The following is a 26,853-nucleotide window of genomic DNA, read 5'->3' on the forward strand; positions in this document are numbered from 1 at the left end:
TGCTTCAGGAGGGCCGAACGCCAGCGTTCGAGCGCGTCCCCCTCATCCAGAGCCGAGTCCGTGTCCGCCACCTTCCGGAGCATCAGTCGCGCAGTCGCCGTCTCCCTCGTCCTCGCAAGCCTGGTCGCCAGCGGAGTGGGGGCGCAGGCCGGCGCCCCGACCGTCACGATCAGCCCGGCATCCGGCGAGTACGCGCCGGGCGCCCAGATCGCCGTCACGGTCACGTACTGCGACAACAACGGCCTTGATACGGCGACCGCCGTGCTGCAGTTGGACGGCGTGGCGGTGAACTGGCCCAAGGTCGTGTTCCCTCCCGGGAACCCCGGGCCCTGTCTCGCGAAGGTGACGCAGTCGGGAACGGTGACACTGAGCACCCCCTCGCGCACGCTCCGGGCCTCGATCGAGGACACCTCGCCGTCGCCGCTCTGGAGTGGATGGACGCTCGTGACGTGGACCACGCCTGTGCCGTGGAGTGGAGGCACGGTCTCCCCGGAGCAGCAGTATCTGGAGACCGCGCCCGCGACCGTCACCACGCTCGCCTTCCGTGTGACGAATGTCGGACCGAGCACGCAATCGGTCTCGTCCTCGGCGGCCGGCACCGGGCTCGACTCCGTCGGTGTGCCACAGGGACCGGGCAAGGGAGGGTCCGCATTCTCGCTGCTCTCCGGCGCGAGCGCGCTCATCACGGTCGCCGTCAAGTCGTCGAGCACCAACCTCTCCACCGGGCGGCTCACGCTCACGGTCACGAACGGCAGTCAGGTCGCGACCGCCTTCTCCGACGTGACCTCGCGGACGCCCGCCCCGCTCGTCAGCGGCCTCGCGCTCCTCAACCCCACCGGCATCACGGAGAAATCGCTCTGCGTCACGATCGCGGCGGGGCCGGGTGCCGCGCAGTGCGGCGACCTTCGGCTCGCGCACGCGATGCCGGGCGTCACGACGAAGAACAGGTTCCGCGCGCCCACGCTGCTCTACTCCGCGAACGCGGCGCAACCGACAGTCCTCATCCCGGCCGAGCTGACCGTGACGTCCGTGACCCCGAATGTCCAGTACACGGCCTCGGTGCGGATCACCGCCGGTCCCGATTCCGGGCTGGTGCTGTCCGCAGGCAGCTGGTCCAGCAACGACTGGGGGTCCGGTGGCCGTCGGCGCATCACTGCGTCGTTCGATGGCTCCGCGCTGTCCACCGGCCGACACCCCTACCTTCTCACCATCCAGCGGAGCGCGGGCGTGACCGATACGGCCAGCGGCGAGTTGCTCCACGTGAACCGCCTCGCTTCGCCGTTCACGGCCGGCTGGTGGCTCGCCGGGCTCGAGCAGCTCGTCTCCTACCAGTCGAGCAACACCGCCATCGAGCGGATGATGTGGATCGGTGGCGATGGGTCCGCGCGTGTCTTCCGCGAGACCGCGGTGAACTCCTGCATCTTCACGCATGATGCGCTCGACCGGCCCGACTCGATCGTCGGCACGGTCTCGGGCACGGGCTGCACGGCGAGGCAGCGTCGGAGCAGCAATGGCATCCGGGTCGTGTTCGACGACCTCGGGAACCACGTGCAGACCATCAACCGGATCGGTGAGACGACGACGTTCACGTACGGCGGGGGGCTGCTCCAGACGATCACTCTCCCGACCGGCACGCTCGCCAGGCAGTACCAGCTGGCCTACACGAACGGACTGCTCGACAGTGTGACCGCGCCGGACGTCCCCGGTGGATGGCGCACGGTGCGCATCAGGCGAAACACCGGCATGGTCGTGGCGGGCTCGAGCCGCTCCCGGATCCTCGCGATCCGCGAGAGCGCGACCGACAGCGTGCGCTTCACCTACGTCGGCGGTTCAGGCAACGGGGCCGGCGGCTACCGGGTCGCGACACGCGCGGACCGCATGGGGATCGCGACCACCTTCACCTACGACGCGGCGAACCGCCTCGCGAGCGCGAGCACGCCGGCGACCGCATCCCAGACCGTCACGACCACCTTCCGGATGGCCGAAGGGCAGGCCACCGCGCAGGCGCTCATCGCGGACTCGGTGTATACGCGGCTCGACGGACCTCGCGCCGACGTGACCGACGTCCACAAGTGGTGGATCAATAGACTCGGGGCACCGGTGCGGACCAGGAACCCGGTCGGCATGGAGTCGATCGTCACGTACGATGCGACCTGGCCCGCGCTCGCGGCGAAGGTGATCGACGCGGCCGGCGTCACGAACACCGCCACGTACAATGCGCGCGGTCTGCTGACCCAGTCGACCGTCGTCGCGCCGTTCGGTATCGCGCAGGGGAACGCGGTCACGACGGTGAAGTGGAACGCCGTCTGGGACCTGCCGGACACGCTCACCGACCCGAACGGCGTGCGGACGGCACGCCGGTACGACGTGGCGACGGGGAATCTCCTCTCCGAGTGGGTGGGGAGCGACTCCGGGCGCGCGACGCGGTACGAGTATGACGCGGTCACCAAGCAGCTCCTGCGCATCTTCACTCCCGCCAGCGGCACGGCGGACCGGATCCAGTACGATCCCGAACTCGGCAACGTCGCGAAGACCAAGTCGCCGCGCGGCGACGTCATCACGCACACACGCGACCGAATCGGGCGCGACACGCTCGTGGTCGTGTCGGTCGACGTGGTGACCGACACGACCACGAAGGTGCAGCGCATCGTCACCCACTACGACTCGGCCGGTCGGGCATGGGAGACGATCACCGCGTCGCCCGCGATGCCGTACATGCTCGAGTACGATGCGCAACTGATGGACAACACGCCCGTCACGGCGGACACGCAGTTCGTCCGCACGACCTTCGACCGCGAAGGGAGACCGCTGACGATCAACGCGTTCAGCCGACCGGACCAGAACGTCTGGGACGTGTGCGACGCGCCGGTCGGCGAGTGCGTCGGCGTGCCTGCGGGCACGGAGGGTTCGTACGACATCCGGGAGTACGACTGGCTGGGCCGCCCGACCAAGCAGCGGCTGGGCTCGGGGCCGAAGCAGGTCTACTACGACCCCGCAGGCAATGTCGACTCCGCGGTCACCCGGAACAATCACGTCCTCCGCTCGAAGTACGATGCAGCGAACCGGCTCGTGCAGCGGCTCGTCCCGAGCGTGACGTATCCGCAGACCAACTGCACCGACATGCCGTACGGGATCCGCTATCCGTCCGCGCCCTTCCCGATCTGCCTCATGAAGTTCCCGTACTACCCGAATGGGGCGGACTCGTCGCTCGTGGTGGGCGCCGACACCGCGCGCTTCGTGTTCGACGCCGCGGGACGGCTCGTGCGCGCCGACAACAAGGACGCGCGGGTGAGCCGGAGCTACTTCGCCGGCGGCGCCCTGATGTCGGAGACCCAGCGGATCCGGAGTTACGGGACGTCGAACTTCGACGTGACCTCCTACTATCAGTCGTTCCGATACGACCTGGGCGGCCGCCGGGTCGCGCACATGCTGCCGACCAACCTCGCCGGCGCGGACAGCATCGCGTACATCTACGACGTGGACCGCGGATTCCTCCGTCACGTCGTGCACGGGCTCGACCGGATCAGCCTGACGCTCGATGCGGCGGGGCGTCAGGACTCGCTCCTCTTCGCTGCATTCCAGTCCGGCAACTACGTGACCGGGGTCGTCGAGACGCGAGGCTACGACCCGGACGGCAATCTCGTGGGGCTCCAGCGTGTGCGCCGCAACGGCGCGTCGATGGTCCCGCTCAGCAACAGCTCGCTCACGCGCGATGCGCGCGCGCGGATCCGTTCGGTGGCGTCGGGCAGCGCGGCCTTCCAGATCGACTCGCAACAGACGCGCATCCGTTACGCCGGTTCGGGTGCCGTCCTCGCGTCCGAGCGATGGAAGACGAACTCGGTCTGGTTCGATGTCGAGCAGTTCCGTGCCACCGCCCTCGGTGACGTGTGGCGTTCGCGCTCGGACATCGGCTCGCAGCCGACGAAGTTCCCGGTGGTCTCGCAGTTCAGCGTCAACGGGGCACTCAAGAAGCGGACGCCGGTCCGGCCCGGGCTGAATCCGCCTGCGGAGGCGGCCTACACCGACACGACGGCCACGACCTACGACCTCGCCGGCAACGCGATCCGGACAGTGGCGATCTTCCAGCGCTACCAGGACCTCGGTGACCGGTACTACTCCGCGTCGCGCTCCTACTACACCGGGGACAACCGGCTCGCGGTCCACCAGAAGTACCATTCCACGGATGCCGCGAGCACGGGCAGCTGGGAGGAGTACCGCTACGACGCGCTCGGGCGTCGTGTCCTCACGCGGGCCCGTCGCGGGACCACCGGTGATCCGTACCGTTGGATGTGCGCCGGCAGCACGACCTGCGATTACTACATCGAGCGGACGGTCTGGGATGGTGACCAGGTCCTCTTCGAGCTCCGTGCGAACGGTCATGACACGCTGACCGCCGCCCAGCTGGACGCGCACTACAGCGCGGGGCTGAGTTGGGGCAAGGTGGGGTACGTGCATGCCGGTGGGATCGACAAGCCGCTGATGACGCTGGACGGGCGGGTGCCGACCTACAACTGGCGCGGGCTGCCGGAGAGCTCGGTGTGGACGACGGGCGCGGCGGCGGACTGCAGCGTGGCGACGGGCGGGAGCTGCACGACCGTGGCGTGGCCCTCCGCCAGCAGCGTATATATGAAGCAGTATCCGTACGCTCCGGGGGGTTCGAACCCGCCGCAGTGGGTGGGCACGGTGCTGACGGACGCGGCGGGGAGTTCGGGGTTGATGTATCGCCGGAACCGGTACTATGATCCGGGGAGCGGGCAGTTCACGCAGCAGGACCCGATCGGGATCGCGGGTGGGGCCAACGTCTACGGCTTCGCGAATGGCGACCCGGTCAATTATCAAGATCCGTTTGGGTTGTGCCCGATTGACAAGCCGCTCTGTAACTGGCTCAAGGCGACCTTGGTGCTCGTCGGCACTGACCTTGGGATGGTCGCCGGTGGGGGGGCGGGACTACTTGGTCTAGCAGCAGGGCCGGCTGCTGCCGCTACCGTTCCTGCAGGGGCGGTTGCCGGGGCCGCGGTCGGCGCGACGCTTGGCGCGGCGTTGGGCGGAGTGGTTGATGCGATGTTCTCAGAATCGTCGGGCGGTGCGGGCGCAGGTGGCGCGCGCCCTGACGAGCAGCCGACGTCCGTCAACCAAATGAATCAGCAAGTCCAGCGCGGCCAAGCGCCAAGGAATGTGACGCGCGTCGACCGCGGCAAGGTGAAAGGGGAACAAGACAATGTTCACTTTCAGGGTGGACACTCCCTGAATCGCGATGGTTCCTGGAAGCACGGGGGCCGGGAGCTGACTTCAGCGGAGAGGGACTGGCTTACCAAAGGCGGGTTCAATGCACCCAAGTGAAGCGCAGATCCGACAACACGTGTCTATGTGGATGGCGCGGGTGCTCGAAGCGAACGGCATCGATCGTTTCGATGACCTGCACGTCGACGAGATCGGGTCCTCGTGGTCGTCGCGAGAGCACTGGGTCGACGCGGCACTGCGGGTGTTGAACATCGCAGTGGCGATTCGTCAAGAGAAGCACCTCGAGGTCACGCCGGCAGTGGGATTCTCACTGAGGAGCGTGCCAACAGCGAACCACGCGCACTTGCGCGACCTGCAAGCAGTTGCCGCCGAACTCGATGTGAGCCCTCCGTCTCTCTACCTGTTCCATCCAGGACGAGAGCCGTGGACGACTGATCGAGATTTCGCTCCCTGGGCGAAGCTGCGTGCCGCTGCGCCAAACCTACCGGACGTACTCGGATACCTGCGGACTTGGTGGGAGCCAACCGAACGGAGCTTTCAGCGCTCCCTCTTCATCTGCCTACGAACATCCGCCTAACGACGCGTTAAGCCGCGGCCGCCCCACCGGGGCGGCCGTCGGCTTGAACGGCGGTTAGATTCGGACTCGGGTTGTTCCACGCAGATGGACCCGATTGGGCTGGCTGGGGGGCTCAATCTCTACGGGTTTGCGGGCGGGGACCCGATCAACTTCTCGGATCCGCTCGGCCTGTGCCCGATCTGTTGGATCCCCTTGGTTGTCGCGGGCGAAGGGACGGCGGGGGCGGTAGGAGTCGGAGCGGCAACAGCAGCGGCCGCCGTTTTCCTCGCGAAGGGAAAGGAAATAGCGGCGGCAGTTGAAGGCGCCGTCGATGCTGTCGCCGAGAAGATCAATGACTTCAAGTACGTTACGTACACGCGCACCAATGTTGGCACCGGAGAGGTGTATTCCGGTCGAACCAGTGGATTCGGTGATCCGCAGTCGCTGGTGAGTTCGCGCGCCGCCGGGCATCCTGCGAGGCTCGCCGGATTTGGACCTGCTCTTGTTGATCGTGTCGCGCCAGGGACAGCACAAGGATATGCAGCGATTCGTGGGCGAGAGCAGCAGTTGATCGATGCGCACGGAGGAGCTCGAAGTGATGGAGGTAGCTCAGCCAACCTCATTCGCGGAGTGTCCGCCGTGAATCCGCTCGCTGGGGGATTCAACGCGGCTGCTCTGATGATGTTCGGTCCGGTGATCCGATGAGCAGGATGATTGTCAACGGAGTTCGCAGGTGACGCCTCTTCCGAACCGAAAGGACGAAGCTCGCGAGCTGGGCGAGCGCCTACTCATGACGCTCAAGTTCATCGAGCAGGCGCAGGACTTCCCCAGCGGCGCTCAGTTTCGCAGCATCGTGGAGTCAGAGATGGCGCGCGGCAGGCTGCGCGCGCTTAAGCTGATCGCGCGTGATGTTGATGAGATGGTTTTGACACTCGCGCCGAATGAACGCGAAGGACTCGAGGCCATCTTGAGCGCGCGCACTGGCTTCGAGGCCGAGGCGACTTGGCAGGCAGAGCGAACCGCAGTCGAGCACGTCCTGCGCACGGGACGCGTTCGAAGCGAGAAGGAGCGTCTGAGGCTGGAGCGATTCGTTGAAGCGCTGGTAGTGCGAGGTGGCGATCCGGAAACGGTCGCGGCTGTGCGAACGCTACTCGCGAACGGATAGCGTAGCCTAACTGCGCGTTAAGCCGCGGCCGCCCCACTGGGGCGGCCGCCGGCTCCAACGGCGGTTAGAATCTGGCCGGGGTCAGTCCACGCAGATGGACCCGATTGGGCTGGCGGGGGGGCTCAATCTGTACGGGTATGCGGACGGGGATCCGATCAACAACTCGGACCCCTTCGGGCTCTGTCCTGAGTGGCTCACGAAGATTCCCTGCGGACTCAAGTTCACTGGCGTCCAAACGAACTTCGTTGTCGGTAACAGGGAGTGGAGCGTTACGTTCGGAGAATGGGAAACAGCTTCGGAGACCGGTCGGTTCGTCACCTTTGGCAAGCCGTTGGCTGGTGGATTTCCGTCGCTCGGCAGCAAGACCCCTGCCAATGCCAACATCCAGTACGTCGAAGGCGGTTCTGAGTCGGTCGACACCTTTGTCGGAAATGCGATGGAGGTTTCGGCTGGGGGGAGCTACGGCGTCGCAGCTGGGTCCCTCAGCTTGACGATGATTCCAGGTCGTGGTGTGCCTGTCGGCTACACGATCGGTGTCGGAGTGACCTCACCGACTACTCCCGGAGTAACTCCGACTGCGACACGCACGACCATTTCTGGCAAGCGCACGAAGGACGGCTCCGTGGTCGAGCCTTGACCGGTCAAGGGGGTGCGATGAACGCGGGGGCAATCCAAGTGGACGTCGTCTTCGATGTCAGAACTGCCGATTTCGCATCTTGGTTCGCGTTTGTTCCGCTTGTGGTCCTGCTAGCGGCTCTCTTCGTTGAGCTCGTTCGACGTCGGCGAGAGATCCGTGAGCTCTTCGTAGCGCGCAAGAATCCTCACATGGCGATCTACTTGCTTGCGGGCGTCGTGCTTGCTCTTCTCACCGGAGCCCGGATTCTCAGCTACGCCGAGGAGAAGAATGAGTTCGTCCGTGTGCTCAACGCCAATCAGGCACGCGTAGTTGAGGGTGAGATCACGAACTACACGCCTCAAGCGTGGACAGGTCGGCCACTCGAGAAGTTCCAAGTTGGATCCGAGCAGTTCAGTTTTGACGGCTTCGGGGCTTCGTCCGCGTACCACCAGCGTGCTCGAAGCGGTGGCCCGATACAGGAAGGCATGCGCGTGCGACTGTTCGAGTTTCGGGGAAACATCTTGAGGGTCGAAGTGCTTCCGATTGGCACTCGCGCAACTCCGGAGTAGGCAGTCTTCCCGGCTGTCGCGCGCGCGAGTCGCCTCGAGATCGCAGAATCACGTCGTCGCGGCCTGTCGAGAGTCTGGTGTTCGAGAAGTCAGCGCGGGAGAATGTCGGTGAAGGACCTTAGATAGGTCCTCATCGCCTAACGGCGCGTTAAGCCGCGGCCGCCCCACCGGGGCGGCCGTCGGCTTCAACGGCGGTTAAAAGCGCGTGCGGGGCAGTTCACGCAGCAGGACCCGATCGGGCTCGCGGGGGGGCTCAATCTGTACGGGTATGCGGGTGGGGATCCCATCAACTTCTCGGATCCGTTTGGGCTCGATTGCCTGGACAAGTCAGGAGCGCGAATGCCGTGCGCTCCGCTTACTGGGGATGTTCGACTCGCTCGCCTCGTTGGATCGGAGAGCACGCGGGGCAGCGGCTTTGTGATCCGAAACCAGGGATTGCGCAACGAGTACTTGCATCAAGGTGTCGACATCGAGGCAGCGTCTGGTACCAAGGTCTACGCACTCTTTGACGGCAGAGTCACTCAAGTTGTGGATCCGGCCGACGGGAACGGAGCGGGGATTCGTGTCACGATTCGTTCGAAAGCTGACGCAACTGAGAACACGTCCTATTGGCACCTCTCCTCGGTGTACGTGAGTGTGGGTGATCAAGTGCGAGGCGGTGAGCGAATAGGGCGGAGCGGAATCACAGGGAATGCCGATCCCGCGAACTCTGGGCGTCGCGAGCACGTGCATATCAGACGAACGAAAGACGGTCGCGACGTCGACCCGGGGATTCCATGAGCCAATACAGCGATGTGCATAGGGCGATTCGCCTTCGACGTGTGCTCCCGTGGATTGCGACCGTGTGCCTCGGTTGCAGTGGTCAGCGAGGCTTGGCAGCGCGCGCGGATCTGGCGACTTCGGCGAGTTGTCCGGTTGTCGAGTTGCTGCCGCCGTGGATTGAGCCCGCGCCAGCGATTGGTCTGTCGGAACTGCAGTCCGTTCGGCCGGCAGTCCAGGAGATACGTGCGGCGGCATCAATCGACATCAACTGTGACGGGCGACTGGACTTCGTCGGTCAGGTGCGGCGGGTCAGCGGGAGCTCCGTGCTACGCCTGCTCGCTCTTGAGCGGCGATCGGACAACACGTGGCGCACACTCCTCGATACCGAGTCGAATGTGGCCGGTCCGGAGGTGGCGCGACTCGCGGCAGATGTGAACAATGATGGGCTGCGTGACCTCGTGACGGTTGGGTACGACGAGGGCGGGCTCACGCCGCGGATCTTCTTGAGAGCAGAAAGCACGTTTCGGGAGAGCCCGCTCTCTGCTGCCTACTTGATTCGATTCGAGTCGGAGTGGTCGCGCGCTTGTTTGACTTCAGTCCTGCCGCGTTTTGCCTCAGGCGCCGGGCTGGTGCTTACTCGAGAGACGATTCCGCGGACGAGCGCCGTTGGGCATGGCACCCTTTGCGACCTGCCGGTTGATACGATCAAGCTCGGTGGTCGCGGTCCTCAGTAGTGGTGCAGCACCCCGCGAGGGAGCCTAACGTTGCGTTACGCCGCGGCCGCCCCACCGGGGCGGCCGTCGGCTTCAACGGCGGTTAGATTCGGGTTCGGGGTGTTCCACGCAGATGGACCCGATCGGGCTGGCGGGCGGGCTGAACCTGTACGGCTACGCAGGCGGCGATCCGATCAATCACTCGGACCCCTTCGGGCTCTGCCCACCGAAGTGGCTCTGCGATATGATTGGCACGACTGCCGGCCAGTCAGCTGTCGAGTACTACGCAGCGCAGGCAATCTCTCCCGGAAGCTCCGGCGGCGCCAAGGTGGCTGCGACGGTCGGCGGACTCTTCGCCTCGCTATGGACTCCTGACACCTACCTAGGAACCGCAACAACGTTAGTCGTAGCGGCCTTGAGTGGCGATAAGGCGTCTGAGCCAGGAGACGGGGTCACGCACGAGGTTGTAGAGCGGCCCACTCCTGGGGGGGATGGAGGCCGGTCTCGACACATCATCGAGAAGGTGAATGGGAGGACGAATTCCGTGACTCATCAGGTCCACGTTGACGGAACGCTGGTGCATCAGCATCAGAGACATAGGGGGAAGTCCGGGCAGGAGCGGCAATTCCCCGACGAATGGGTACAGTACCCGGAGGTGAAGAAGCCATGACAGCCTCCTTCGGGAGAAGTGTCACGTTCGAACGAGAAGTCATTGAGCGTCTCGGGGTGGTCCTCCAAGACCTTCATCGCGGAATGAACAGTGCCGGTATTCGCGCCATAGTGCACGAAGTGCCCGTCAGCAGTCCGGTGGAGGAGTGCGAGCTGCGCGTCGACTTTCTCCGCGACGATGAACTGTTCGATGTCATCGAGTTTCACCTGTACCCCAAAGGCACTCCTGCCGCGACAGCGCCGGAACTCGCGAACTGGATTCGAGCAGAGGTCATGGGCCTGATAGCAAGGGCAAGAGTCTAAACGCGCAATAAGCGCCGGTCGCCCCCGCGGGCGGCGATCGGCTTCAACGGCCGATAGGTTTGCGATCGGGGCCGTTCACGCAGCAGGACCCGATCGGGCTGGCGGGTGGGCTCAATCTGTACGGGTATGCGAGCGGCGACCCGATTAATGTCAGCGATCCATTCGGACTGTGCCCGGAACCCGGATCTGAGGACTACACGGGCGAAGTCTGCTTCGATGGAGCCGCAGCGCTCGGAGCCGTGCTGTTCGGCGGTGCAGTACGCCTCCGCGCAGCTGCCGTTGGCGCGTCGAACGCGTGGCGCGCCTGGAGAGTGGCACGTGCGGGCGACGAGATCATGGCGGCCGCGCAGGCAGGCGGCCGCCACGCCGGGTTCCTTGCGAACTACGCTGGACGGAGCGCAACAGAGATCGGTCGTGCCGCCCGCAGCCTTGGACGACATATCGCGAAACACGAAGAGTACCTGAAGGATCCAGCCTCCAAAGTGAAGAACTGGGGCGAGCTGGCTGCGAGGCAACAGCAGCACCTGATTGACGGCTGGCAGGCCGAGATCCGCACTGCGCGCGAGCAAGTAGAGATCCTCAATCGGATACCGTAGACATGTCCTCACGTGAGCTGGATCTTCTCCGCGACCTTATCCCCGCGCTACTTGAGCGTGGTCGCCAAGCCGGTGCCGAAGCCAGGCAGACTTCCGGCACTGATGCGGACGGAGTCTTCGAGCGCGGGCGCGCCCAAGCGTACTACGAAGTGCTCTCGTGCATCGTGAATCAGCTCGACTCTTTCGGTGTTGAGCGTGACTGGGTCGGACTACCGGCCCGACTCGATCTCGAGGATGAACTCTTGGTGAAGTAACTCCTCGCGCGATGTGAGGAGTTGATCCACGCAAGACCTGAGCCGAACGACGCGTTGAGTCGCGGCCGCGCCGGGGCGGCCGTCGGCTTCAACCGTGGTCGGATTCGGGTGCGGGGCGGTCGACGCAGCCGGACCTGATCGGGATCGCAGGTGAGGGTCCCCCGCCACTGCTCCAGAAGTGAGCTGACAACTAGGGCGGGTAGTGCGGTGAAGGCTTGGGCAACTCGAACGGCGTCAAAGGGTGAGACGCCCCATGTCACCCAAGTGACCGAACACGAGTGTTGCCCATGCAGCCCGGCTCTACCGTACGGGATGTCCCCGTCGTGCTTGCCGCGGCGACCCGGGTCACCGAAAATGAACCGTGAGTCGGCGCACCGCACCACGCACCCTGGTCAGGTCGTCCGCGCCACTCCCGGCCGATCACTCGCGTTCGATCGACGCGGCGTCGCACTCGGCAGGATGCGTGCGGGCATGCACCTCCACCAACCGCTGCATCGACACGCGCGTGTAGAGCTGCGTGCTCGTGAGGAGCGCGTGGCCGAGCAGCGCCTGCAGGTCCCGGATGTCCGCGCCGGCGTCGTGCATGAGTGTCGCCATCGAGTGCCGGAAGATGTGACAACTCCCCGCCTTGCCGATGCCCGCTGTGCGAAGGCACTGGCGCATCCGGCCCGTCACCATCTTCGGGGTGATCCGGCGCCCGCGTCCCGTGAGAAAGAGCGCGGGCTCGTGTGCCGACTCCGCGTGGCGGATGCGCGCCGTCTCCACGTAGCGGGCCACCCAGTACCGTGCGCGGCGACCCAGCGGGACGAGCCGCGTGGTCCCACCCTTGCCGCGTCGCACGCGGAGCACGCCGCGCGACTCGTCGAGGTCGTGCACATCGAGCCCGACGAGCTCGACACGGCGGATGCCGGTGGAGTACAGGACCTCGAGCATCGCGCGATCGCGGAGGCCGGCGGTGGTCCGCACGCGCGTCGCGTCGAGGATCGCCTCGACCTCGTCGGCCGAGAGGACCTGCGGTGGAGTGACGGCCGTGCGGCGGAGCGGGAGGAGTCCTTCGCGCAGATCGCGCGTGACGAGTCCCGCCCGGAGCGCCCATGCGAGGAACTGGCGTGCCGCTGAGAGCACGCGGATGATCGCGTTGCGGGATCGGGGAGGCCCAGGAGCACCGATGATCCTCGAAACCGGCGTGCTCGTCTCGCCCGACAGCAGGGAGCGCTGAAAGACTTCGAGCGTCTCCACGGTCAGCGCACCCATCGAGTCGACCTCCTGCGCGAGGCACGCCGTTCGGAGGAGGTCGAGCGCTCGCGTGCGCTGACGAATCGCGTCGGGCGGGCGGCCCGCAGCCTCGAGGTGCGCCAGATGGGCGTCGAGCGCGCTGACCAGACTGCCCGCGCGGCCGGCCCACGGTGCGACGGGTCGAACGACACGCGTGCGCCCCGAGGGCGACCGGACCGCGGCTGCCGACGTCGGCAGGCGTCGATCGCTGAGCAGCGCCTCGATCGCCTGTTCGCCGTGGAGCCGCCGCAGGTCACGAACGGAGCAGCCCGCCGGGAGGTGGACGATCCGGATCGGCCGGTCCCGCGCCGCCGCCAGCAGTTCGCCGACCAACGCACGGCCGTCCCGCGTTCCGGCCGCGATGACTCGGAGGGGGCCGGATGACACGGTGAGGAGATGTTCGATGAGACGCGCGCGCCCGTGCGCTTCCGGCACCCTCGCGCACGACGCCACCCAATCGGCTCCATGGCGGCACAGCATCAACGCATCGAGCGGATCGAGCGTGCAGACCAGCTCACGGGCGAGAGCCGCCGGCGGCGGGGTGAAGAGCAGAGCGTCCGGGGCGCCCGAGGGCGCGACGAGTTCCCAGATCGGGTGCCCGGTTCGGGATCCCGAGCGGGCACCGATCGCGGTTGAGGTGCCAGGCAACGGCACCACGAGGCAACCACGGAGGCGTTCGCGCCCATTGGGCAACAGGAAGCCCTCCGCGATCCACGCCGTGCGCATGACCGCCGCATCGCGTGGCGACCGAGGCAGCAGCGCCCGCTGGGCGGTGCGATCGACGAACCCGAGCCGGTGCTCGGCGATCGTCGCTCGCGTCGCGAGCCCGAGACGCTCCAAGTGCGCGCACAGCGTTGGGTTGGCCCGCAGGCGCGAATGATAGTGCGCGAGCAGGCGGATGACGGGTCCCGACTCGGCCGCGGCGTCCATGCCCAGTGGACACGCGCGATCGGGTCAGGGTTGCGCGACAGTGGTGAGCCTCGGGGCTCGCAAGCGAGATGACGCGGCCGCCAGGATCAACCGCGCGCTCACCGTCCGGTGGCAAGACGCCAGATCGGAACGTGGCTCCAACCGCTCAGGGTATCGAGCCTCCGTCAGTCCCGGGGTGATTTAGGATGCGGGGCGTGCGCCTGCCGCTTCAGAGGCGGGAGCCGATTCCGTCCTTCCGAGCCTGGGGGACTCCGGGGCGACTCAGCCGCGCCAGTTCGTCACTCATCGCAGAGGCACGCAGTTGTGACCGCACCGGTCCACGCGTCCCGATTCCTTCCATTCACTCGCGAGCGACGTTCCACTGCACTCCTTTGCTGGAACGCGCTCTAGCACAGTCACGGAGGGCGTTCATTAGGGCAGCAGCAGCGCGCCTACTGGACGTGACATCCAGTGCGAAATCCAGAACCGCCAACCGCACGAGCGGACCGTCGTTCTCACTCTCGGTAAGCGGAGGTGCGGCCTTCTCGCCCGCAATCGCTTCTCGCTGCTCAAGCCAGATATAGATCGGATAGAGACTTGGCCCAACAGTCTGCCGAAGTCTCCAGAGTCGCGCGACGAGCTCGGTAGGGGGCAGAGCAAGCATGAGTGATCTCGCATCGCTTGCTTGCTCCTCCGACAGGGTCGGAAACTCGAAGTCGTAGGTGAACTGTTGCGCGCGAAGGTGCACCATGAGAGTCGCGAGGAACCACCCTGAACACTCGACGAACTCTGGATTCGCCTCGCGACGAGGGTCAACCACTGTCGCGCGGTCATTCCCTCGTGATTGACTGACCAACACGGCGAGCGCTGGTTCCCCCGTGTCGCATTGCAGGGGCCACGTTCCGTTCACGGTAACCTCGATCGCATCGCAGTTCGTCACAAGACTCTCCCCCGAGAGATGTCAGAGGCCGATTGGCACAAGCAAGATGAAGAAGAAGACCGTAGTGATCAGGCCGGCCATCCCAAGCTCGGGAGAGGGCGTGGGAAGACGCGGACGCCAACCGTGCCTCGGTCCATCGACTTGTGCAGGGGGCACGGGTCGCTCGACGATTTCGCGCGCCGGGCCCATGCCCGGCCAATCATCATCGTCGGGACCACTATCACACTTCTTCTTCTGGTACTTTCGAATGTAGGACTTGATTTCGTTCTGGCGCTGACGAATCTGCTTCTCGTGCCCCGTGTCGTGAATGCCCTGTGCGATCGCATCCGCCGTGCGGTCAAAGTATCCAGCGAGCAACCGTGTTGTGTGGTCAATTGCTTGCTGAAGTTCAGCGCATGACTTCAACCCAAACGGATCCGCGAAGTTGACCGGATCCCCACCCGCGAACCCGTACACATTCGCCCCGCCCGCGATCCCAATCGGGTCCTGCTGCGTGGAACACCCCGAACCCGAATCTAACCGCCGTTGAAGCCGACGGCCGCCACGGTGGGGCGGCCGCGGCTTAACGCGCCGTTAGGCGAGACGGGGTCACATGACGCCTGTTCCCCCGCGTCAATCAAAGAGTCGATAATACCACCTTCCGTTCCACTGGATGAATAGCGTGTACGCGCCTCCGTACTCATTCTTGATCGCGCGGGTACGTGCGATGAGATGTGCTGGACCGAGACTCTGCGGCTCGTCGAGAGCTCGGAATTCGCTCAGATCCAGATCGGCAACTTCAGTCACTGTGAGTCCCGCTGGCGGATTCCACCACGTGAAGCTGCGGGTCGCCTGCGCACGACCTCGAATCACGAGGCGATAGTTCTTGTCTACTCGACCTACGCACCAGAAGGCCACGCTTTCAGCCGCTTCGCCCTCTTCCACGCCGTAGACAAATGATGCGGTTATTGGGCCAAGCCTCGAGTAGAAGTCTGGCACCGGATCGCAGGGTATGCTGTCGGCGATCGAGGCGAGGTCCCGTGGCATGACGCCGGGCTGAGCGCTGGCCTCTGTTGCGGCCAGCATCACGAGCAGAGTGATGGTGCCACCAACTATGCGCCTCGAGAGCCGCGCGTAAAGAGTCGATTGGGGGCAGTGCGGAGAGATCATTCCTCCCTCGGCTTGTTAGGGAGCGCGACATGAGTATGCGGTGCGTTAGGGTAGTCGCGTTGTGTCTTGTTCGGGTCGAATCCTGTCTTGCGAATCGCGGCGTTAACGGTCGCTGCAGGTACGCCATTGATTCGCAAATCGACAGCGGTTCCGCCCTTACGTGCGAGGTGGTCGGTCTGCTTCGCCGAGCCTCCAACGGCACTATTGTCCGTGCTCGACCTGATCGTGATCTTGAGCAGCTCGGTGCCACTGTACGGATTTGTGGACGCAACCGAGGGATCCTCGTAGCGCTCGCCTCCCGACACCTGGAACTCGAAGCCAGCGTTGTCGTGCTGGTCGGCGAGATTCGCGTGCAGCATCACTGTGTTCAGGCGCACGAGAGGGTTACTCACAACGAAACCTCTGGGATTCAGCTGATCGAAGGCTGGCCCCGCGAGAGTAGCGACAGCTGATACCACGGCAGAGACGCACTGCGGGCAAAGCCCAAAGGGATCCGAGTTGTTGATGGGATCCCCTTCGCCGTAGCCGTACAAATTCAGCCCCCCGGCGAGGCCAATCGGGTCCTGCTGCGTGGAAGACCCCGAACCGGAATCTAACCGCCGTTGAAGCCGACGGCCGCCCTGGTGGGGCGACCGCGGCTTAACACGTCGTTCGGCTGTTGGGTGCCAGTGCGATCGCTCTGGAGAAGTGGCTTCGTATTGTCGGACAGCGAAACGACATGCGCTATGTAGCTCCTCGGGTGGCTACGCGGCCACCCGAAGTGGCGACAGCAGCGTAAGGAAGTATGCCTCGTTGGGGGGGGTCGGCGAGGCTCGACTGGCGGCGACGGGTGTTGGAGAGCGTGAGGTAGCGGCCGAGCGCGGCGCGCGCGTCGGAGACCGTGGCGTAGGCGTGCAGGTAGACCTCTTCGTACTTGATCGTGAGCCAGGGCCGCTCGACGAAGATGTCGTCGCGCCAGCAGCCCTGCCCATCCATGCTGATGCGGACGCCGTGCGCGGTGAGCAGGCCCGTGAAGTCGGCGCTCGTGAATAGACGGCCTTGATCCGTGTTGAAGATCGCCGCGCACCCGTAGCGCCCGATGGCCTCCTTCACCGCCTCGAGGCAGAAGCGGCTGTCCATCGTCGTGGATACGCGCGAACGCAGCACCTTCCGGCTTGCCGCCCGCCGCGGAGACGTCGTCGGCCCCGGAGAGCAGTTATCGCGCCACTGGCCGATCTGATGGGCGTGAAGTCGAAGCGCTTGGCGAGCTCGGTCAGCGTGGCATCGCCTTTCAGCTCGGCGAGCGCCGCCTTCGGCGAGTCTTGCATGCGTTCGAGGTCACGCTGGGACAGCGAGATGCTGTGGCGCCCCGCAACCCCACGTGTGCCCGAACTTGCGCGACAAGTCCGCGGTGCTCAGGAGTATCACCGCCCCGTTCCGAAGGCGACTCCCCACTCGGATGCAGAGCGCCTGAACGGCGACCGTGCCCTTGAACCGCGCGGTCGCGTGCTCGGTCGAGTGCGCCCTCTGCGCGTCATTTGCCCTGGCGCCGGTCGATTGTTGGTCGCGGCCAAGATCAGGAGAGCCATTGCCCGCGAGCACTCGCGGCGCCCGACCGCCCGCGGCGCGCTGGCTGGAGCCCTAATCGCCGCATCCGCTCGTAGACCGTTTTGCGCGAGACCAGAAGCTCCCGCGCCACCGACTTGGTGCACCAGTCGTAGCGGCGAAGCAGCTCGCCGAGCAGCTGAGCCTCCTTGGAACGCAGTTCGAGATCCGACGCGGGCAACCGTCCGCGCGTTGCGAGGCCGTCAGGCACAAGGTGGTCGCGGACGACTGTTCGTGCCCCCCGTGCCCTCAGCACGGCACGCTGCGCCACATGCCGCAACTCGCGGACGTTGCCGGGCCATCCATGGGAGCGCAGGTACGCGGCCGCTTCCCGATCGAGCTCGCGCGCGCTGTCGCCGGTCGGATCGAAGAGTTCGAGATAATGCCGGAAGAGCGCGAGCACGTCCTCCCCCCGCTCACGGAGTGGTGGCACCACGAGCTCGATCCCGCAGAGTCGGTGCAGCAGGTCGAGGCGGAACCGCCCTGCGTCGACCTCGCCCTGCAAGGAGCGGTTCGATGCCGACACCAACCGGAAACGGCTGGTCGAGTCCCGGCTCGCGCCGAGTCGTCGATACTGGTTCGTATCGATGGCACGAAGCAGCTTCGCCTGCGATTCCAACGGCAGGCTGCACACCTCGTCCAGCAGCAGCGTGCCAAGATCCGCCTCGGCCATGTAGCCTGGGCGTCGACTCACGGCGCCGGTGAAAGCCCCAGGCTCATGCCCGAACATCGCGGACTCGAACATGGTCTCGCTCGTCGCGCAGCCGTTCACGGGCACGAAGGCGCCCGAACGTCCGCTCGAGCGGTGCAGCGCGAGCGCCGTGAGTTCCTTCCCGACGCCGGTCTCGCCGCTGATCAGCACCGAAAGGTCCGAGCGGGCGACCAGCTCTATCTCCCGCCGCAGCACCTGCATCGGCACCGAATCGCCAAGCATGATGATGTCATCCGTCGAGCGGGGCGTCACGGGCGCTTCACCTCGGGAACGCGAGCGCGTAGCGGCGCGGTCGCGCCATCCACGTCGGCATCGGTGGAAAGGACGGTGGGCGTGAGGAAGAGGAAGAGCTCGGTCTCCGTGGCGCGACGGGAGGCGCGCCCGAAGAGTCCGCCCAGCAAGGGGATGCTCGAGAGCACGGGGATGCCCGACTGGTTCGCATCGCGCTGCCGGTCCGACAACCCGCCGAGCACGGCCGTCTGGCCGTTCCTCACCAGCAGACGCGTCTGGACCGACCGCGTCGAGATGACCGGCGCATCGAACGCCGTCTCCGTCGTGACGGAGTTCACCTCCTGCGTCACCTCGAGCATCACGTAGCCATCGGCACTGATCGTCGGCCGTACGCTCAACCGCGTGCCGACGTCCTTGTACTGCACCACCTGGTCGCGCTGCGGGGTGTCGGTCGGCAGCGAACGCGAGACCTGCACGAAGGGCCGCTGGCTGCCGACGACGATCTCGGCCTGCTCGTTGTTGGCCGCGAGCACGATCGGTCGGCTCGCGATGGAGACGTCGCCGCGTGCCGCCGCGGCGCGCAGGGCGGCATCGAGGTCCACGCCGCCGACGTTCATCACGCTCACGGCGAAGTCGCCGAGACCGATGCCCGTGCTCGACGCGCTCACGGTCGCGTTGCCGGCGCCGGGGATCGCCGTCGGCGGCAGGTCGGTCGCGACGCCGAACGAGAAGCCGCGGTCCTTGCGCACCTCCGCGATCAGGACCTCGATCATCACCTGCAGCGGCCGGACGTCGAGTTCCTGGACCGCGGCGCGGATGAGCTCGAAGTCGCGCGTCGACGCACGCACCAACAGGCTGTTCGTCGACGGGTCGGGGACGATCGTCACCTCACCCGCGAGGGCCGCATTGAGACCTGCGGCCGCGGCGACGGCACCCGGGACCGGCGGTGCCGTGGGCGGCGCGCTCGGGAGGCGCGAGTCGCGGAGCGAAGCGGAGAGCGTGGACCGCTGGTTCGATCCGAGCTCGCCGAGTGCGCTCGCCCGACCGTACAGCGCATTGACCGTCGCCGCCACATCGGAGGCGCGTGCGTGCCTGAGCCGCAGCGTGAAGAGCACCAGACCGCCGTCATCCTGCGGGCGCGACGTCGAGGAGGCCGCCGGGGCGTTCGACTGGCGCGGCTCCCCGATCGACCGGATCCGGAAGAGCGCCGCGGCCGTGTCGAGCACGAGTTCCTGCTGCTGCGATGCCAGGAGCCCACGCAGCAGTGCCGGCACCTCGGCTCGTGGCACGGGACGCGGCGTCTCGAGGGTCACGCGATTCCCCGGCAGCGTCGCGATCACCAGTGGGTGCTCGAGGTATGCCGCGAGGCTCTGCACGACGTTGCGCAGGTCTGCGTCGACGAAGCGGATGCTCACGCTGTCGGAAGGCGGTGGGGCCTGCGCCATCGCGCGGCCGACCGGTGCGGCAGCGAGCATCGCCAGCGCGGCGGCCAATGAGGACAGGCGACTCGTCATGGACGGTCGAGCGAGAGGGTCCACGAGGTGTCACCTAGGCGAAGGGTCACGGAACTGCGGCCGACGCTGCGCACATAGGCGCCGGCGATGGAATCCCCGGGCGCGACGACACGTCCCGTCTCGGGCGACGCGCCGTCGACGACCGCGCGCCAGGGCGGACCGACGATCCCCGAGAGGCGCAGGGCGGGCAGGATGAGCGGTGCCGGTGGCGGAGCATCCGCCGGGGCTCCCAGCACGAATGGACGCCGCGAAGGGCGGCGAGTGAGCCGGAACGGGTCCTGGTCCACTGCGCGGAGCACCCAGGTGCCCAACGACTCGGGTGCGGTCTCCCGCCCTGGTGCCGTCGCAACCTCGGCGGATGTCGCGCCCGGTGGCTCCGGCAGACCCGCGCGAAAGCCGGCGACGGCGCACCACGCCAGCATCATCGACGCCACCCACAGGATCCGTTCATCACGGTGCCGCATCGCGTGCCTCCTCGCGTCCCGGCGGCGTGCGCGGCGCGATACCGGAGACCGTGATCGACAGCCGGATCGCTTCGGGCCGGTCGTCGCCCGCCGCCGGCTCGAGCGGGGTCACGGACATCTCGGTGAATCGAAGGGCGCCGGGAGCCAGTTCGAGGATCAGCAGGAACTGCATGACCGCGGAGACGTCGCCCTCGGCATCGAGCCGGACGCTCGCCGCGGCGAACGGGCCCGCGACCGACGTGTCGGACTCGGCGCGGGTCGAGTGGAGGACGAGGCCGACATCGGTGGCCGCGCGACGGACCGCCGCATGAAGGTTGGATGCGACGGAGGCGTCGGTTCCCCGCGGCAGCAATCGACCGCGCGCGGAGTCGAGGGCCGTCTCCAGCCGGTGGAGGGAGTCGCCGAGGATCGCGACCGCCGGCCGCGTCTCGATCCGCGCGAGGAGATCCGCGCGCACCTGGTTCCGCTGCCGCATGACGCCGAGCGCATCGACCGCGGTCAGCATCGAACGGAAGGCCAGCGCAGCGACGAGCACACCGCCTCCGACCAGGAGGGCGCGACGGTCTCGCGCGCCGAGGGCGCTGAAGGCGCGGATCATGGCCGGCTTCCCGACGGGAGCGACACGAACGAGACGGTGGCGCGTTCGAGAAGCGTCCCTCCGACCGCTTCCGCGGTGACCGGTCCGACGAATCGCGGCGCCCGCACCATGCCGGACTCCGCGAGCCGGTCCGGCACCGACCCGACGCGGTTCCCGATCACGGTGATCGTGCCCGATGCGGAATCCGCGCGGAATGACACGACGGCGACGTCACTGGGGAGGGCACTGCGGATCGCCTCGATGGTCGAGATGAAGGAGATGCGCGATCTCGACCGGTCCCGGATCGCCTCCAGCTCGCCTCGCACCGCCGCCAGGCGCTCGACGAGGGAGTCCGCGGGGCCGCGTGCAACGGACGTCGTGGCCTCGCGCCGGGCCAGATCACCATTCGCACCCAGGACCGCGGCCGGGAACGCGAGCACGGCGCCGGCGAGCGCGATCGCGAACGCCACACTCGCCGCGCGCGCGCGCCAGCCGGTGACGGTCGCCGGTCGCTCGCGCAGCTGCGGCACCTCGAACGGCGCGGCCTGCCCGGACGCCGCGAGGAGCGCGGCGCCGACGGAGGCCGCGAACGGATGCGCGCCGTCGCCCGTGCGGGACAGGTGGTCCGGCAGGTCGGCCGCGACTCGCGTCGCGGCATCGTACGTGGTCACCGACCGCAGGCGGATCCCGCGGGCACGCAGCAGGACCGCCACGCCGTCGAGGTTCGACCGCGGATACGCCGCGGCACGGATCTCCCCGTGATCGTCCCGCACGATGCCGCTGATCGTCAATCCACCCGGTCGCGCGAGGAACCACCGGTGCGGCGACTCGCGGAGCAGCGCGATCGCGGCGGCATCCTCCATCGCCGACGGGAGTCCCGAGATCGTTCGGACCTGCGCGAGCGGCGACGCGAACGCGATCGCCGCGGCGCTCCCGGCCACTGGCGCCCCCGGCGCGCGTGCGAGGAGCTCCGCGAGCGCGGGAGCGGGATCCGAGGGATCGGCGATCTCCGCCTCGAGGACCCATGCGAGCGCGCCGTCCACCATTCGCGCGAGCCGAAGATGCGACTGATCGATGGAGATGCCCAATGCGCCGCCCTTCATGGGCCGGTGCTCCGTCGGATCAGGCTCGCGCCATCCGCGCCGAGCCGGAGACGCAGTTCGAGCGTGGACTCGTTCGGCGAAACACCGACTCCAGAGGCGGGACGAGGCGACCGGACGTCGAGTATCCAGGCCGCGGGCTCGACGGTGGCGATGGTCTCGAGCGCGGTCATCGCCCGCGTGAGGGCGATCACCTCGACCGCGGGCAGCTCGGCGCCGACCTGCTGCAGCGTGGACGGTCGCCACGGACCCGCGCGTCGGCGTCGTTCGATCGCCGCCGCTCCTCGCACACCGATTCCGGGAAGGGCCGCGAGGATGACGGGCGCGGCGTGGCGCATCGAGACGCGATCGTCGTCGACGGAGAAGAGGCCGCGCAGACCGGAGCCGGTGCGCATCGCCGTCGCACTGTCGGCGCTGGCGAAGCCGCGGACGGACTCGAGTTCCATCACATGAGCGAAGCGGTCGTTCCGCGGTGGGGCCCCGCCCGTCGCGTCGTAACAGGTCCGCTCGCAGCCCATCGCCCGCACGGCATCGTCCGCGTCGCGCCAGTCGAGGATGGCATCCGCGAGCGAGTCCGCGGCGCCGGGAGCGAGGCCGACGCCGGAGAACAGCCCTCGCAGTTCGACGCCGTCGGCGACGTTCAGTGGCAGCTGCAGCCCCGCGGGCCTGAGCGTGACGCGGCCAGGACACTCGACGACCGCGGGGGCGCGTTCGAGGATCGCCGCGATCGTATCCGGGGCCATCGGTCCCCGGCGGGAACCGGCCTCCTCCGCGCCACGCGCCAGCGCATCGATCGCCGCGAGGGCGCGTGCCGCGCAGTCCTCGGCGCGCCAGCCGTTGCGCGTGAGCGCGATGCGGTTCTCCGTCGCGCGGATCGCGCGCCGCGCGAGCGTGAGCGCGGCGAGCGCGACCGCCGCGCCGCCGGTGAGGAGGAGGACGACGGACAGCAGCGCGAAGCCGCGCCTCATCGCATCGACCTCGACGTCGGCAGGATCAGCGTGTCGGTCTGCGAGAGGACGCCGAGGGCGACGGGGCGCGCGGTGGACGGGCCCCACGCTGGCACCCAGCGGCCGCCGAATCGCGCATCGTCGAGATAGGCGACGACCGGGGTCCCGTCGAGGCGGACGAGGGCGAGGGTCGCATCGCGGTCGATCGACGTCTCGAGGATGAGCGCCGCGCCGACCGAGTCCCGAGCGAGGCTGACGGTCGCGCGGCAGCGCTCCTTCCAGCCCCGAGGCACCCGGCACCACGTGTCCCACGTGGCGCTCGCGTCGTCGCCACCGAACGTCGCGGACGGATCGACGCCGGCGCGCGCGTCGAGCACGAGTTCGAGCAGCAGGCGCCGTCCATTCATCGCGGCGAGGTGGCCGCGATCCTCCGCGTCGTTGGCCCTCGCGATCGCCGCGATCCCGTCGACGACGGCGCGGGCCCCGAGCAGCACGAAGGCGGTGATGGTGAGCGCCACCACGACCTCGAGGAGCGTGAGTCCGCTCCGGCGCTTGACCTGGCGCGCGTTCATCGCGGAGCCGGCCGGAAGAAGGCCGTCTCGAGCAGCGCCGCATCCGAGGTCGAGTCCGAGATCGACACGAGATACACGGCGCCGGCGATCCGGTCGATGCGCATTGTGAACGGACCTTGTCGACGCGCGCCGAGCCGCTGATCGAGTTCCGTCGGCGACCAGAGCGAGGCCGCATCGAGCAGGCGGTCCGCCGCGGCGAAGGTCCGCTCGTGCTCGCGCGCCTGGCGCGCGAGCCGCACGCCGTCCGCCGTGACCGTCACCAGCGCGATCCCCCCCGTCGCAAGGATGGTCATCGCGACGATCGCCTCGAGCAGCGCGACGCCGCGGCGTGCGGGCCAGCCGCGGACCGGCGTCATCTCGCCACCGTGCGCATCGGACGGCCCGTCAGCCGGTCGAGGCGGAGCGCCGGCGGGGCGATCACGCTCCCATCGGGAAGCGCCGTGACCATGAACACCCCGGAGCCGAACGATCCCGACGCCGACCCGGCCACCGAGTCCCGTGGGATGCCGATCCGCACCGGCTCGCCCCGCCTGATCGCCTCCGCGCGTGCGCCGGCGACGAGGGACGCGGCGGCATCGACGGTCCCCGTCGTCACCCATCCACCGGCGGCGAGCCCCACGGCACCCGCCGCGACCGCCAGGATCACGATGGTCACGAGGAGCTCGATCAGCGTGAAGCCTTGGCGGATCATGCGGGCCGCACCGCGTAGATCGCCTGGAACAATGACGCCGCGACGAGGGCGATGATGCCGCCGAAGGCGAGGATGAGCGCCGGCTCCACGACGCGCACGAGCGACGTGAGCCGCTCCTGCAGCCGCTCCCGCTCGATCCGCGCGCCGAACGTGAGCATCGCCGGGAGGTCGCCCGACTCCTCGCCGGCGCGGAGGAGCTGACCGAGCGCCGGCGGCAGCGCCCCCGTCAGCTCGAAGGCGCGGGAGAGACGCTCGCCTGCATCGACGCGCATCGTCGCGTCCGCGACGCGCGCCGCGATGTCCGCGTTGCCGCTGGCCGCGCCGGCAAGAACGAGCCCCACGGGCAGCGTCACCCCGGCCTGCAACAGGTTGGCGAGCGTCCCGGCGACGCGAGCGCCCGCGGCGGAGTGGAGCAGTGGACCCGCCACCGGGAGACGGAGCAGCACGCCGTCGATCCGTCGGGCGGCGTCAATGTCGTTCCCGCGCCAGTGCCTGAGCGCCATCGCGCCGGCGAGGACGAGGGCGGAGAGCGGGAGCGCGGCCAGGCGGAATGCACCGGCCGCGGCGAGTACGGCTTGCGTCGACCACGGCAGCGCCTGGCCGATGTCGCTCAGCAGCGCGGCGAAGCGCGGCAGGACGATGCCGACCAGCACCCCGACCGCCACCGTGCCGGCGAGCGCGAGCAGCGCGGGGTAGGCCAGTGCGGACCGCACCGCGCGGGACGTCGTGGCGACGAGTTCGAGCTCATGCGCCGCGAGCCGGCAGGCCTCGGAGATCGCGCCCGACCCCTCCCCCGCGCCGAGGATGCTCACGATGTGGCGCGGCGCGGACGGGAACGTCTCCGCGATCGCTGCCGCTAGCGAGCCGCCCTCCCGCACGCGGCCGCGCATCTCCTCGATCGCGGACACCGGCCAACCGGCGGGTGCGACCGACGCGAACGCGCCGAGCACGCGGTCGAGCGGCAGGCGCGCCTCGAGCAGCGACGCCAGCACGCGCAGGCCGATGGCGAGGTCGAGATCGTTCGGCCGTCGACGTGCGTGATGGGGATCCGCCTCGACGCGGAGCGCCGTCGGCAGGAGGCGGCGGCGCGCGAGCTGGTCACGCGCCGCTTCGTCGCCCGTCGCCCACAACTCTCCCAGCGCGACGGCACCCGAGGCATCCAGCGCACGGAAGCGGTAGCGCTGGGCGCGCACCGGGCGCTCAGTCCGCGGCGACACGCAGGACCTCCTCGATCGTGGTGATGCCGGCCGTCACCTTCTCCCACGCGTCCCGGAGCAGGCGCCGATGACCCCCGGCCTCGGCGATCGCCTCGAGCTCCGTGCGTGGAGCGCCGCGCGCGATCGCCTCGCGCAGCCTGTCATCGAGCAGCAGGAGCTCGAAGATCCCGGTGCGGCCGCGGAAGCCGCTGCCGCGACACTCGGCACAACCCGAACCCCGCACCAGCCGACGCCGGGACTCCGGTCGCCCGGACACGAGGCTGACGTGCTCGGGGTCGGGATCGTAGAGCACACGACAGTGCGCGCAGACGACGCGCACGAGGCGCTGTGCGAGCACCGCGTCCAACGTCGCCGCGACGAGGTAGCCGGCGACTCCGAGATCGACGAGCCGCGGGACCGCCCCGATCGCATCGGTGGTGTGCAGGGTGCTGAAGACGAGGTGGCCGGTCATCGCCGCCTGGATCGCGGTCTCGGCCGTTTCGGTGTCGCGCATCTCGCCGACCATGATGACGTCCGGGTCCTGCCGCAGGATGCTTCGCAGCGCCCCCCCCATCGTGACGCCGACATGCGCGTGCACGGGGACCTGCGTGATGCCGGCGAGCTCGTACTCCACGGGATCCTCGACGGTGATCACCTTCTCCGTCGTCGTGTCGCGACGGGTGAGCGCGGCGTAGAGCGTCGAGGTCTTGCCGCTTCCTGTCGGACCGGTGACGAGGACGAGTCCGTGCGCCTTCCGGCAGATGCGATCGAGGCGCGACAGGTCCGTCGCGCCCAATCCGAGGTCCTCGAGCTGGCCGGGACGGCCTCCCTGGTCGAGGAGCCGGATCACGATGCTCTCGCCGTGCAGGGTCGGCACCGTCGAGACGCGGAGGTCCAGCTCGCGCGTCTCGAGGCGCACGCGCACGCGACCGTCCTGTGGCTTGCGCCGTTCGGAGATATCGAGCTCGGCCAGCAGCTTCACGCGCGACGCGACCGCACGGGCGAGCGCGGCGGACGGAGTGGGACCGTCCATGAGGACGCCGTCGATCCGAAGGCGCGAGACCAGGGCGCCCGACCGGTCGCTCTCGATGTGGATATCGCTCGCGTGGCTGTCGAACGCGCTGCGGATCAGCTGGTTGACGAACCGGATGACCGGCGGCTGGTCGGCCATCTCGCGCGCGTCCGCCGCGCGGTCGGCGGAGTCCGCGCCTTCAGGGCCGCCCTCGGAGAGGGTCTCCGAGTGTGCCGCGAGTCGCTCGATGGCGCGGAGGACCTCCGCGTCGTCCATCGCCAGCTCGCGGATCGGGAGCCCGTACGACTCTTCCAGCACCGTCATCGCGCTCGCGTGATGGTCCGTCGCGGCCGCGACGACGAGGTGGCCGTCCGCAGAGACCTCGATCGGGCAGACGCGATGGTGGAACAGCAGCTGCGCCGTCAGGCCGTCGGCGAGACGCAGGCGCGATCCGGGAACGGACGGGGTGTGCACGTCTGCCTATATGAGCAACGCGCGTGCCGAGCGACCGAGATGCCTTCACGGCCAGCAAGGCC

General features: G+C 67.9%; 26 protein-coding genes and 1 pseudogene. 11 read left to right on the forward strand and 16 right to left on the reverse strand.

Translation table 11 applies throughout. The annotated features are described in order from the left end of the window. Positions 1 to 60 precede the first annotated feature (60 nt). The 11 genes and pseudogenes from IPJ78_10825 (at position 61) to IPJ78_10875 (ending at position 11,190) form a co-directional block, all read left to right on the forward strand. Entirely contained in the window at positions 61 to 5,340 is a 5,280-nt protein-coding gene (locus IPJ78_10825; GenBank protein MBK7907039.1) for an RHS repeat-associated core domain-containing protein, read from the forward strand. Positions 5,341 to 5,902: 562 nt separating this feature from the next. Beyond that, positions 5,903 to 6,502 carry a hypothetical protein gene (locus IPJ78_10830; GenBank protein MBK7907040.1) on the forward strand — a complete coding sequence of 200 codons (600 nt, stop codon included), beginning with the start codon at positions 5,903 to 5,905 and terminating at the stop codon, positions 6,500 to 6,502. A gap of 85 nt (positions 6,503 to 6,587) precedes the next feature. Beyond that, the gene (locus IPJ78_10835) at positions 6,588 to 6,962 is read left to right on the forward strand and encodes a hypothetical protein (GenBank protein ID MBK7907041.1); all 375 of its coding nucleotides are present in this window, start codon (positions 6,588 to 6,590) and stop codon (positions 6,960 to 6,962) included. 94 nt (positions 6,963 to 7,056) lie between these two features. Continuing rightward, positions 7,057 to 7,599 carry a hypothetical protein gene (locus IPJ78_10840; protein ID MBK7907042.1) on the forward strand — a complete coding sequence of 181 codons (543 nt, stop codon included), beginning with the start codon at positions 7,057 to 7,059 and terminating at the stop codon, positions 7,597 to 7,599. Between the two features lie 38 nt (positions 7,600 to 7,637). Beyond that, a complete protein-coding gene (locus IPJ78_10845; GenBank protein MBK7907043.1) occupies positions 7,638 to 8,147 on the forward strand; it encodes a hypothetical protein in 510 nt (169 codons plus the stop codon). Between the two features lie 234 nt (positions 8,148 to 8,381). Continuing rightward, positions 8,382 to 8,459 (forward strand): annotated as a pseudogene (locus tag IPJ78_10850) (RHS repeat-associated core domain-containing protein). Between the two features lie 105 nt (positions 8,460 to 8,564). Continuing rightward, positions 8,565 to 8,927 (forward strand): M23 family metallopeptidase, encoded by a 363-nt coding sequence (locus IPJ78_10855; protein MBK7907044.1) that lies wholly within the window; start codon positions 8,565 to 8,567, stop codon positions 8,925 to 8,927. Between the two features lie 143 nt (positions 8,928 to 9,070). Beyond that, entirely contained in the window at positions 9,071 to 9,643 is a 573-nt protein-coding gene (locus tag IPJ78_10860; GenBank protein MBK7907045.1) for a VCBS repeat-containing protein, read from the forward strand. A 112-nt stretch (positions 9,644 to 9,755) separates the two neighbouring features. Further along, the gene (locus IPJ78_10865) at positions 9,756 to 10,292 is read left to right on the forward strand and encodes a hypothetical protein (GenBank protein ID MBK7907046.1); all 537 of its coding nucleotides are present in this window, start codon (positions 9,756 to 9,758) and stop codon (positions 10,290 to 10,292) included. Continuing rightward, complete coding sequence (locus IPJ78_10870; GenBank protein ID MBK7907047.1) at positions 10,289 to 10,594, forward strand: hypothetical protein; 306 nt, start codon at positions 10,289 to 10,291, stop codon at positions 10,592 to 10,594. Before IPJ78_10865 ends, IPJ78_10870 begins: the two co-directional genes overlap by 4 nt. A 53-nt stretch (positions 10,595 to 10,647) precedes the next feature. Continuing rightward, entirely contained in the window at positions 10,648 to 11,190 is a 543-nt protein-coding gene (locus IPJ78_10875; GenBank protein MBK7907048.1) for a hypothetical protein, read from the forward strand. Positions 11,191 to 11,864: 674 nt separating this feature from the next. Here IPJ78_10875 and IPJ78_10880 read toward each other — a convergent pair. The 16 genes from IPJ78_10880 to IPJ78_10955 form a co-directional block, all read right to left on the reverse strand. Further along, the gene (locus tag IPJ78_10880; GenBank protein MBK7907049.1) at positions 11,865 to 13,649 is read right to left on the reverse strand and encodes a tyrosine-type recombinase/integrase; all 1,785 of its coding nucleotides are present in this window, start codon (positions 13,647 to 13,649) and stop codon (positions 11,865 to 11,867) included. Between the two features lie 940 nt (positions 13,650 to 14,589). Then, the gene (locus IPJ78_10885; protein ID MBK7907050.1) at positions 14,590 to 15,024 is read right to left on the reverse strand and encodes a hypothetical protein; all 435 of its coding nucleotides are present in this window, start codon (positions 15,022 to 15,024) and stop codon (positions 14,590 to 14,592) included. A 156-nt stretch (positions 15,025 to 15,180) separates the two neighbouring features. Beyond that, the gene (locus IPJ78_10890; GenBank protein MBK7907051.1) at positions 15,181 to 15,717 is read right to left on the reverse strand and encodes a hypothetical protein; all 537 of its coding nucleotides are present in this window, start codon (positions 15,715 to 15,717) and stop codon (positions 15,181 to 15,183) included. Continuing rightward, positions 15,714 to 16,274 (reverse strand): hypothetical protein, encoded by a 561-nt coding sequence (locus IPJ78_10895; GenBank protein ID MBK7907052.1) that lies wholly within the window; start codon positions 16,272 to 16,274, stop codon positions 15,714 to 15,716. Before IPJ78_10895 ends, IPJ78_10890 begins: the two co-directional genes overlap by 4 nt. A gap of 166 nt (positions 16,275 to 16,440) precedes the next feature. After that, positions 16,441 to 16,863 carry a transposase gene (locus IPJ78_10900; GenBank protein ID MBK7907053.1) on the reverse strand — a complete coding sequence of 141 codons (423 nt, stop codon included), beginning with the start codon at positions 16,861 to 16,863 and terminating at the stop codon, positions 16,441 to 16,443. Between the two features lie 409 nt (positions 16,864 to 17,272). Continuing rightward, positions 17,273 to 18,265: a sigma-54-dependent Fis family transcriptional regulator gene (locus tag IPJ78_10905; GenBank protein ID MBK7907054.1), complete on the reverse strand. Its 993-nt coding sequence runs from the start codon at positions 18,263 to 18,265 to the stop codon at positions 17,273 to 17,275. Continuing rightward, positions 18,262 to 19,758 carry a hypothetical protein gene (locus IPJ78_10910; protein MBK7907055.1) on the reverse strand — a complete coding sequence of 499 codons (1,497 nt, stop codon included), beginning with the start codon at positions 19,756 to 19,758 and terminating at the stop codon, positions 18,262 to 18,264. The genes IPJ78_10905 and IPJ78_10910 overlap by 4 nt, the downstream gene beginning before the upstream one ends. Beyond that, positions 19,755 to 20,222, reverse strand: coding sequence for a hypothetical protein (locus IPJ78_10915; GenBank protein MBK7907056.1), 468 nt, complete (start codon positions 20,220 to 20,222; stop codon positions 19,755 to 19,757). The genes IPJ78_10910 and IPJ78_10915 overlap by 4 nt, the downstream gene beginning before the upstream one ends. Further along, entirely contained in the window at positions 20,209 to 20,820 is a 612-nt protein-coding gene (locus IPJ78_10920) for a hypothetical protein (protein MBK7907057.1), read from the reverse strand. Before IPJ78_10920 ends, IPJ78_10915 begins: the two co-directional genes overlap by 14 nt. Further along, entirely contained in the window at positions 20,817 to 21,902 is a 1,086-nt protein-coding gene (locus IPJ78_10925; GenBank protein ID MBK7907058.1) for a hypothetical protein, read from the reverse strand. Before IPJ78_10925 ends, IPJ78_10920 begins: the two co-directional genes overlap by 4 nt. Continuing rightward, positions 21,899 to 22,867: a general secretion pathway protein GspK gene (locus IPJ78_10930; protein MBK7907059.1), complete on the reverse strand. Its 969-nt coding sequence runs from the start codon at positions 22,865 to 22,867 to the stop codon at positions 21,899 to 21,901. The genes IPJ78_10925 and IPJ78_10930 overlap by 4 nt, the downstream gene beginning before the upstream one ends. Continuing rightward, positions 22,864 to 23,418: a prepilin-type N-terminal cleavage/methylation domain-containing protein gene (locus IPJ78_10935; protein ID MBK7907060.1), complete on the reverse strand. Its 555-nt coding sequence runs from the start codon at positions 23,416 to 23,418 to the stop codon at positions 22,864 to 22,866. Before IPJ78_10935 ends, IPJ78_10930 begins: the two co-directional genes overlap by 4 nt. Next, positions 23,415 to 23,774 carry a hypothetical protein gene (locus IPJ78_10940; protein MBK7907061.1) on the reverse strand — a complete coding sequence of 120 codons (360 nt, stop codon included), beginning with the start codon at positions 23,772 to 23,774 and terminating at the stop codon, positions 23,415 to 23,417. The genes IPJ78_10935 and IPJ78_10940 overlap by 4 nt, the downstream gene beginning before the upstream one ends. Then, positions 23,771 to 24,109: a prepilin-type N-terminal cleavage/methylation domain-containing protein gene (locus IPJ78_10945; protein MBK7907062.1), complete on the reverse strand. Its 339-nt coding sequence runs from the start codon at positions 24,107 to 24,109 to the stop codon at positions 23,771 to 23,773. The genes IPJ78_10940 and IPJ78_10945 overlap by 4 nt, the downstream gene beginning before the upstream one ends. Continuing rightward, positions 24,106 to 25,326: a type II secretion system F family protein gene (locus tag IPJ78_10950; GenBank protein ID MBK7907063.1), complete on the reverse strand. Its 1,221-nt coding sequence runs from the start codon at positions 25,324 to 25,326 to the stop codon at positions 24,106 to 24,108. Before IPJ78_10950 ends, IPJ78_10945 begins: the two co-directional genes overlap by 4 nt. Continuing rightward, positions 25,310 to 26,791 carry a type II/IV secretion system protein gene (locus tag IPJ78_10955; GenBank protein MBK7907064.1) on the reverse strand — a complete coding sequence of 494 codons (1,482 nt, stop codon included), beginning with the start codon at positions 26,789 to 26,791 and terminating at the stop codon, positions 25,310 to 25,312. Before IPJ78_10955 ends, IPJ78_10950 begins: the two co-directional genes overlap by 17 nt. Positions 26,792 to 26,853 lie beyond the last annotated feature (62 nt).

The organism is Gemmatimonadota bacterium (assembly GCA_016714015.1).
Classification (GTDB): Bacteria; Gemmatimonadota; Gemmatimonadetes; order Gemmatimonadales; family Gemmatimonadaceae; genus Pseudogemmatithrix.

Bases quoted from the DNA above. Each gene is read 5' to 3' on its own strand.
- IPJ78_10830 (MBK7907040.1), top strand. From the start codon at position 5,903: ATGGACCCGATTGGGCTGGCTGGGGGGCTCAATCTCTACGGGTTTGCG.
- IPJ78_10835 (MBK7907041.1), top strand. From the start codon at position 6,588: ATGACGCTCAAGTTCATCGAGCAGGCGCAGGACTTCCCCAGCGGCGCT.
- IPJ78_10840 (MBK7907042.1), top strand. From the start codon at position 7,057: ATGGACCCGATTGGGCTGGCGGGGGGGCTCAATCTGTACGGGTATGCG.
- IPJ78_10865 (MBK7907046.1), top strand. From the start codon at position 9,756: ATGGACCCGATCGGGCTGGCGGGCGGGCTGAACCTGTACGGCTACGCA.
- IPJ78_10870 (MBK7907047.1), top strand. From the start codon at position 10,289: ATGACAGCCTCCTTCGGGAGAAGTGTCACGTTCGAACGAGAAGTCATT.
- IPJ78_10880 (MBK7907049.1), bottom strand. From the start codon at position 13,649: ATGGACGCCGCGGCCGAGTCGGGACCCGTCATCCGCCTGCTCGCGCAC.
- IPJ78_10890 (MBK7907051.1), bottom strand. From the start codon at position 15,717: ATGATCTCTCCGCACTGCCCCCAATCGACTCTTTACGCGCGGCTCTCG.
- IPJ78_10910 (MBK7907055.1), bottom strand. From the start codon at position 19,758: ATGACGAGTCGCCTGTCCTCATTGGCCGCCGCGCTGGCGATGCTCGCT.
- IPJ78_10915 (MBK7907056.1), bottom strand. From the start codon at position 20,222: ATGCGGCACCGTGATGAACGGATCCTGTGGGTGGCGTCGATGATGCTG.
- IPJ78_10920 (MBK7907057.1), bottom strand. From the start codon at position 20,820: ATGATCCGCGCCTTCAGCGCCCTCGGCGCGCGAGACCGTCGCGCCCTC.
- IPJ78_10925 (MBK7907058.1), bottom strand. From the start codon at position 21,902: ATGAAGGGCGGCGCATTGGGCATCTCCATCGATCAGTCGCATCTTCGG.
- IPJ78_10930 (MBK7907059.1), bottom strand. From the start codon at position 22,867: ATGAGGCGCGGCTTCGCGCTGCTGTCCGTCGTCCTCCTCCTCACCGGC.
- IPJ78_10935 (MBK7907060.1), bottom strand. From the start codon at position 23,418: ATGAACGCGCGCCAGGTCAAGCGCCGGAGCGGACTCACGCTCCTCGAG.
- IPJ78_10940 (MBK7907061.1), bottom strand. From the start codon at position 23,774: ATGACGCCGGTCCGCGGCTGGCCCGCACGCCGCGGCGTCGCGCTGCTC.
- IPJ78_10945 (MBK7907062.1), bottom strand. From the start codon at position 24,109: ATGATCCGCCAAGGCTTCACGCTGATCGAGCTCCTCGTGACCATCGTG.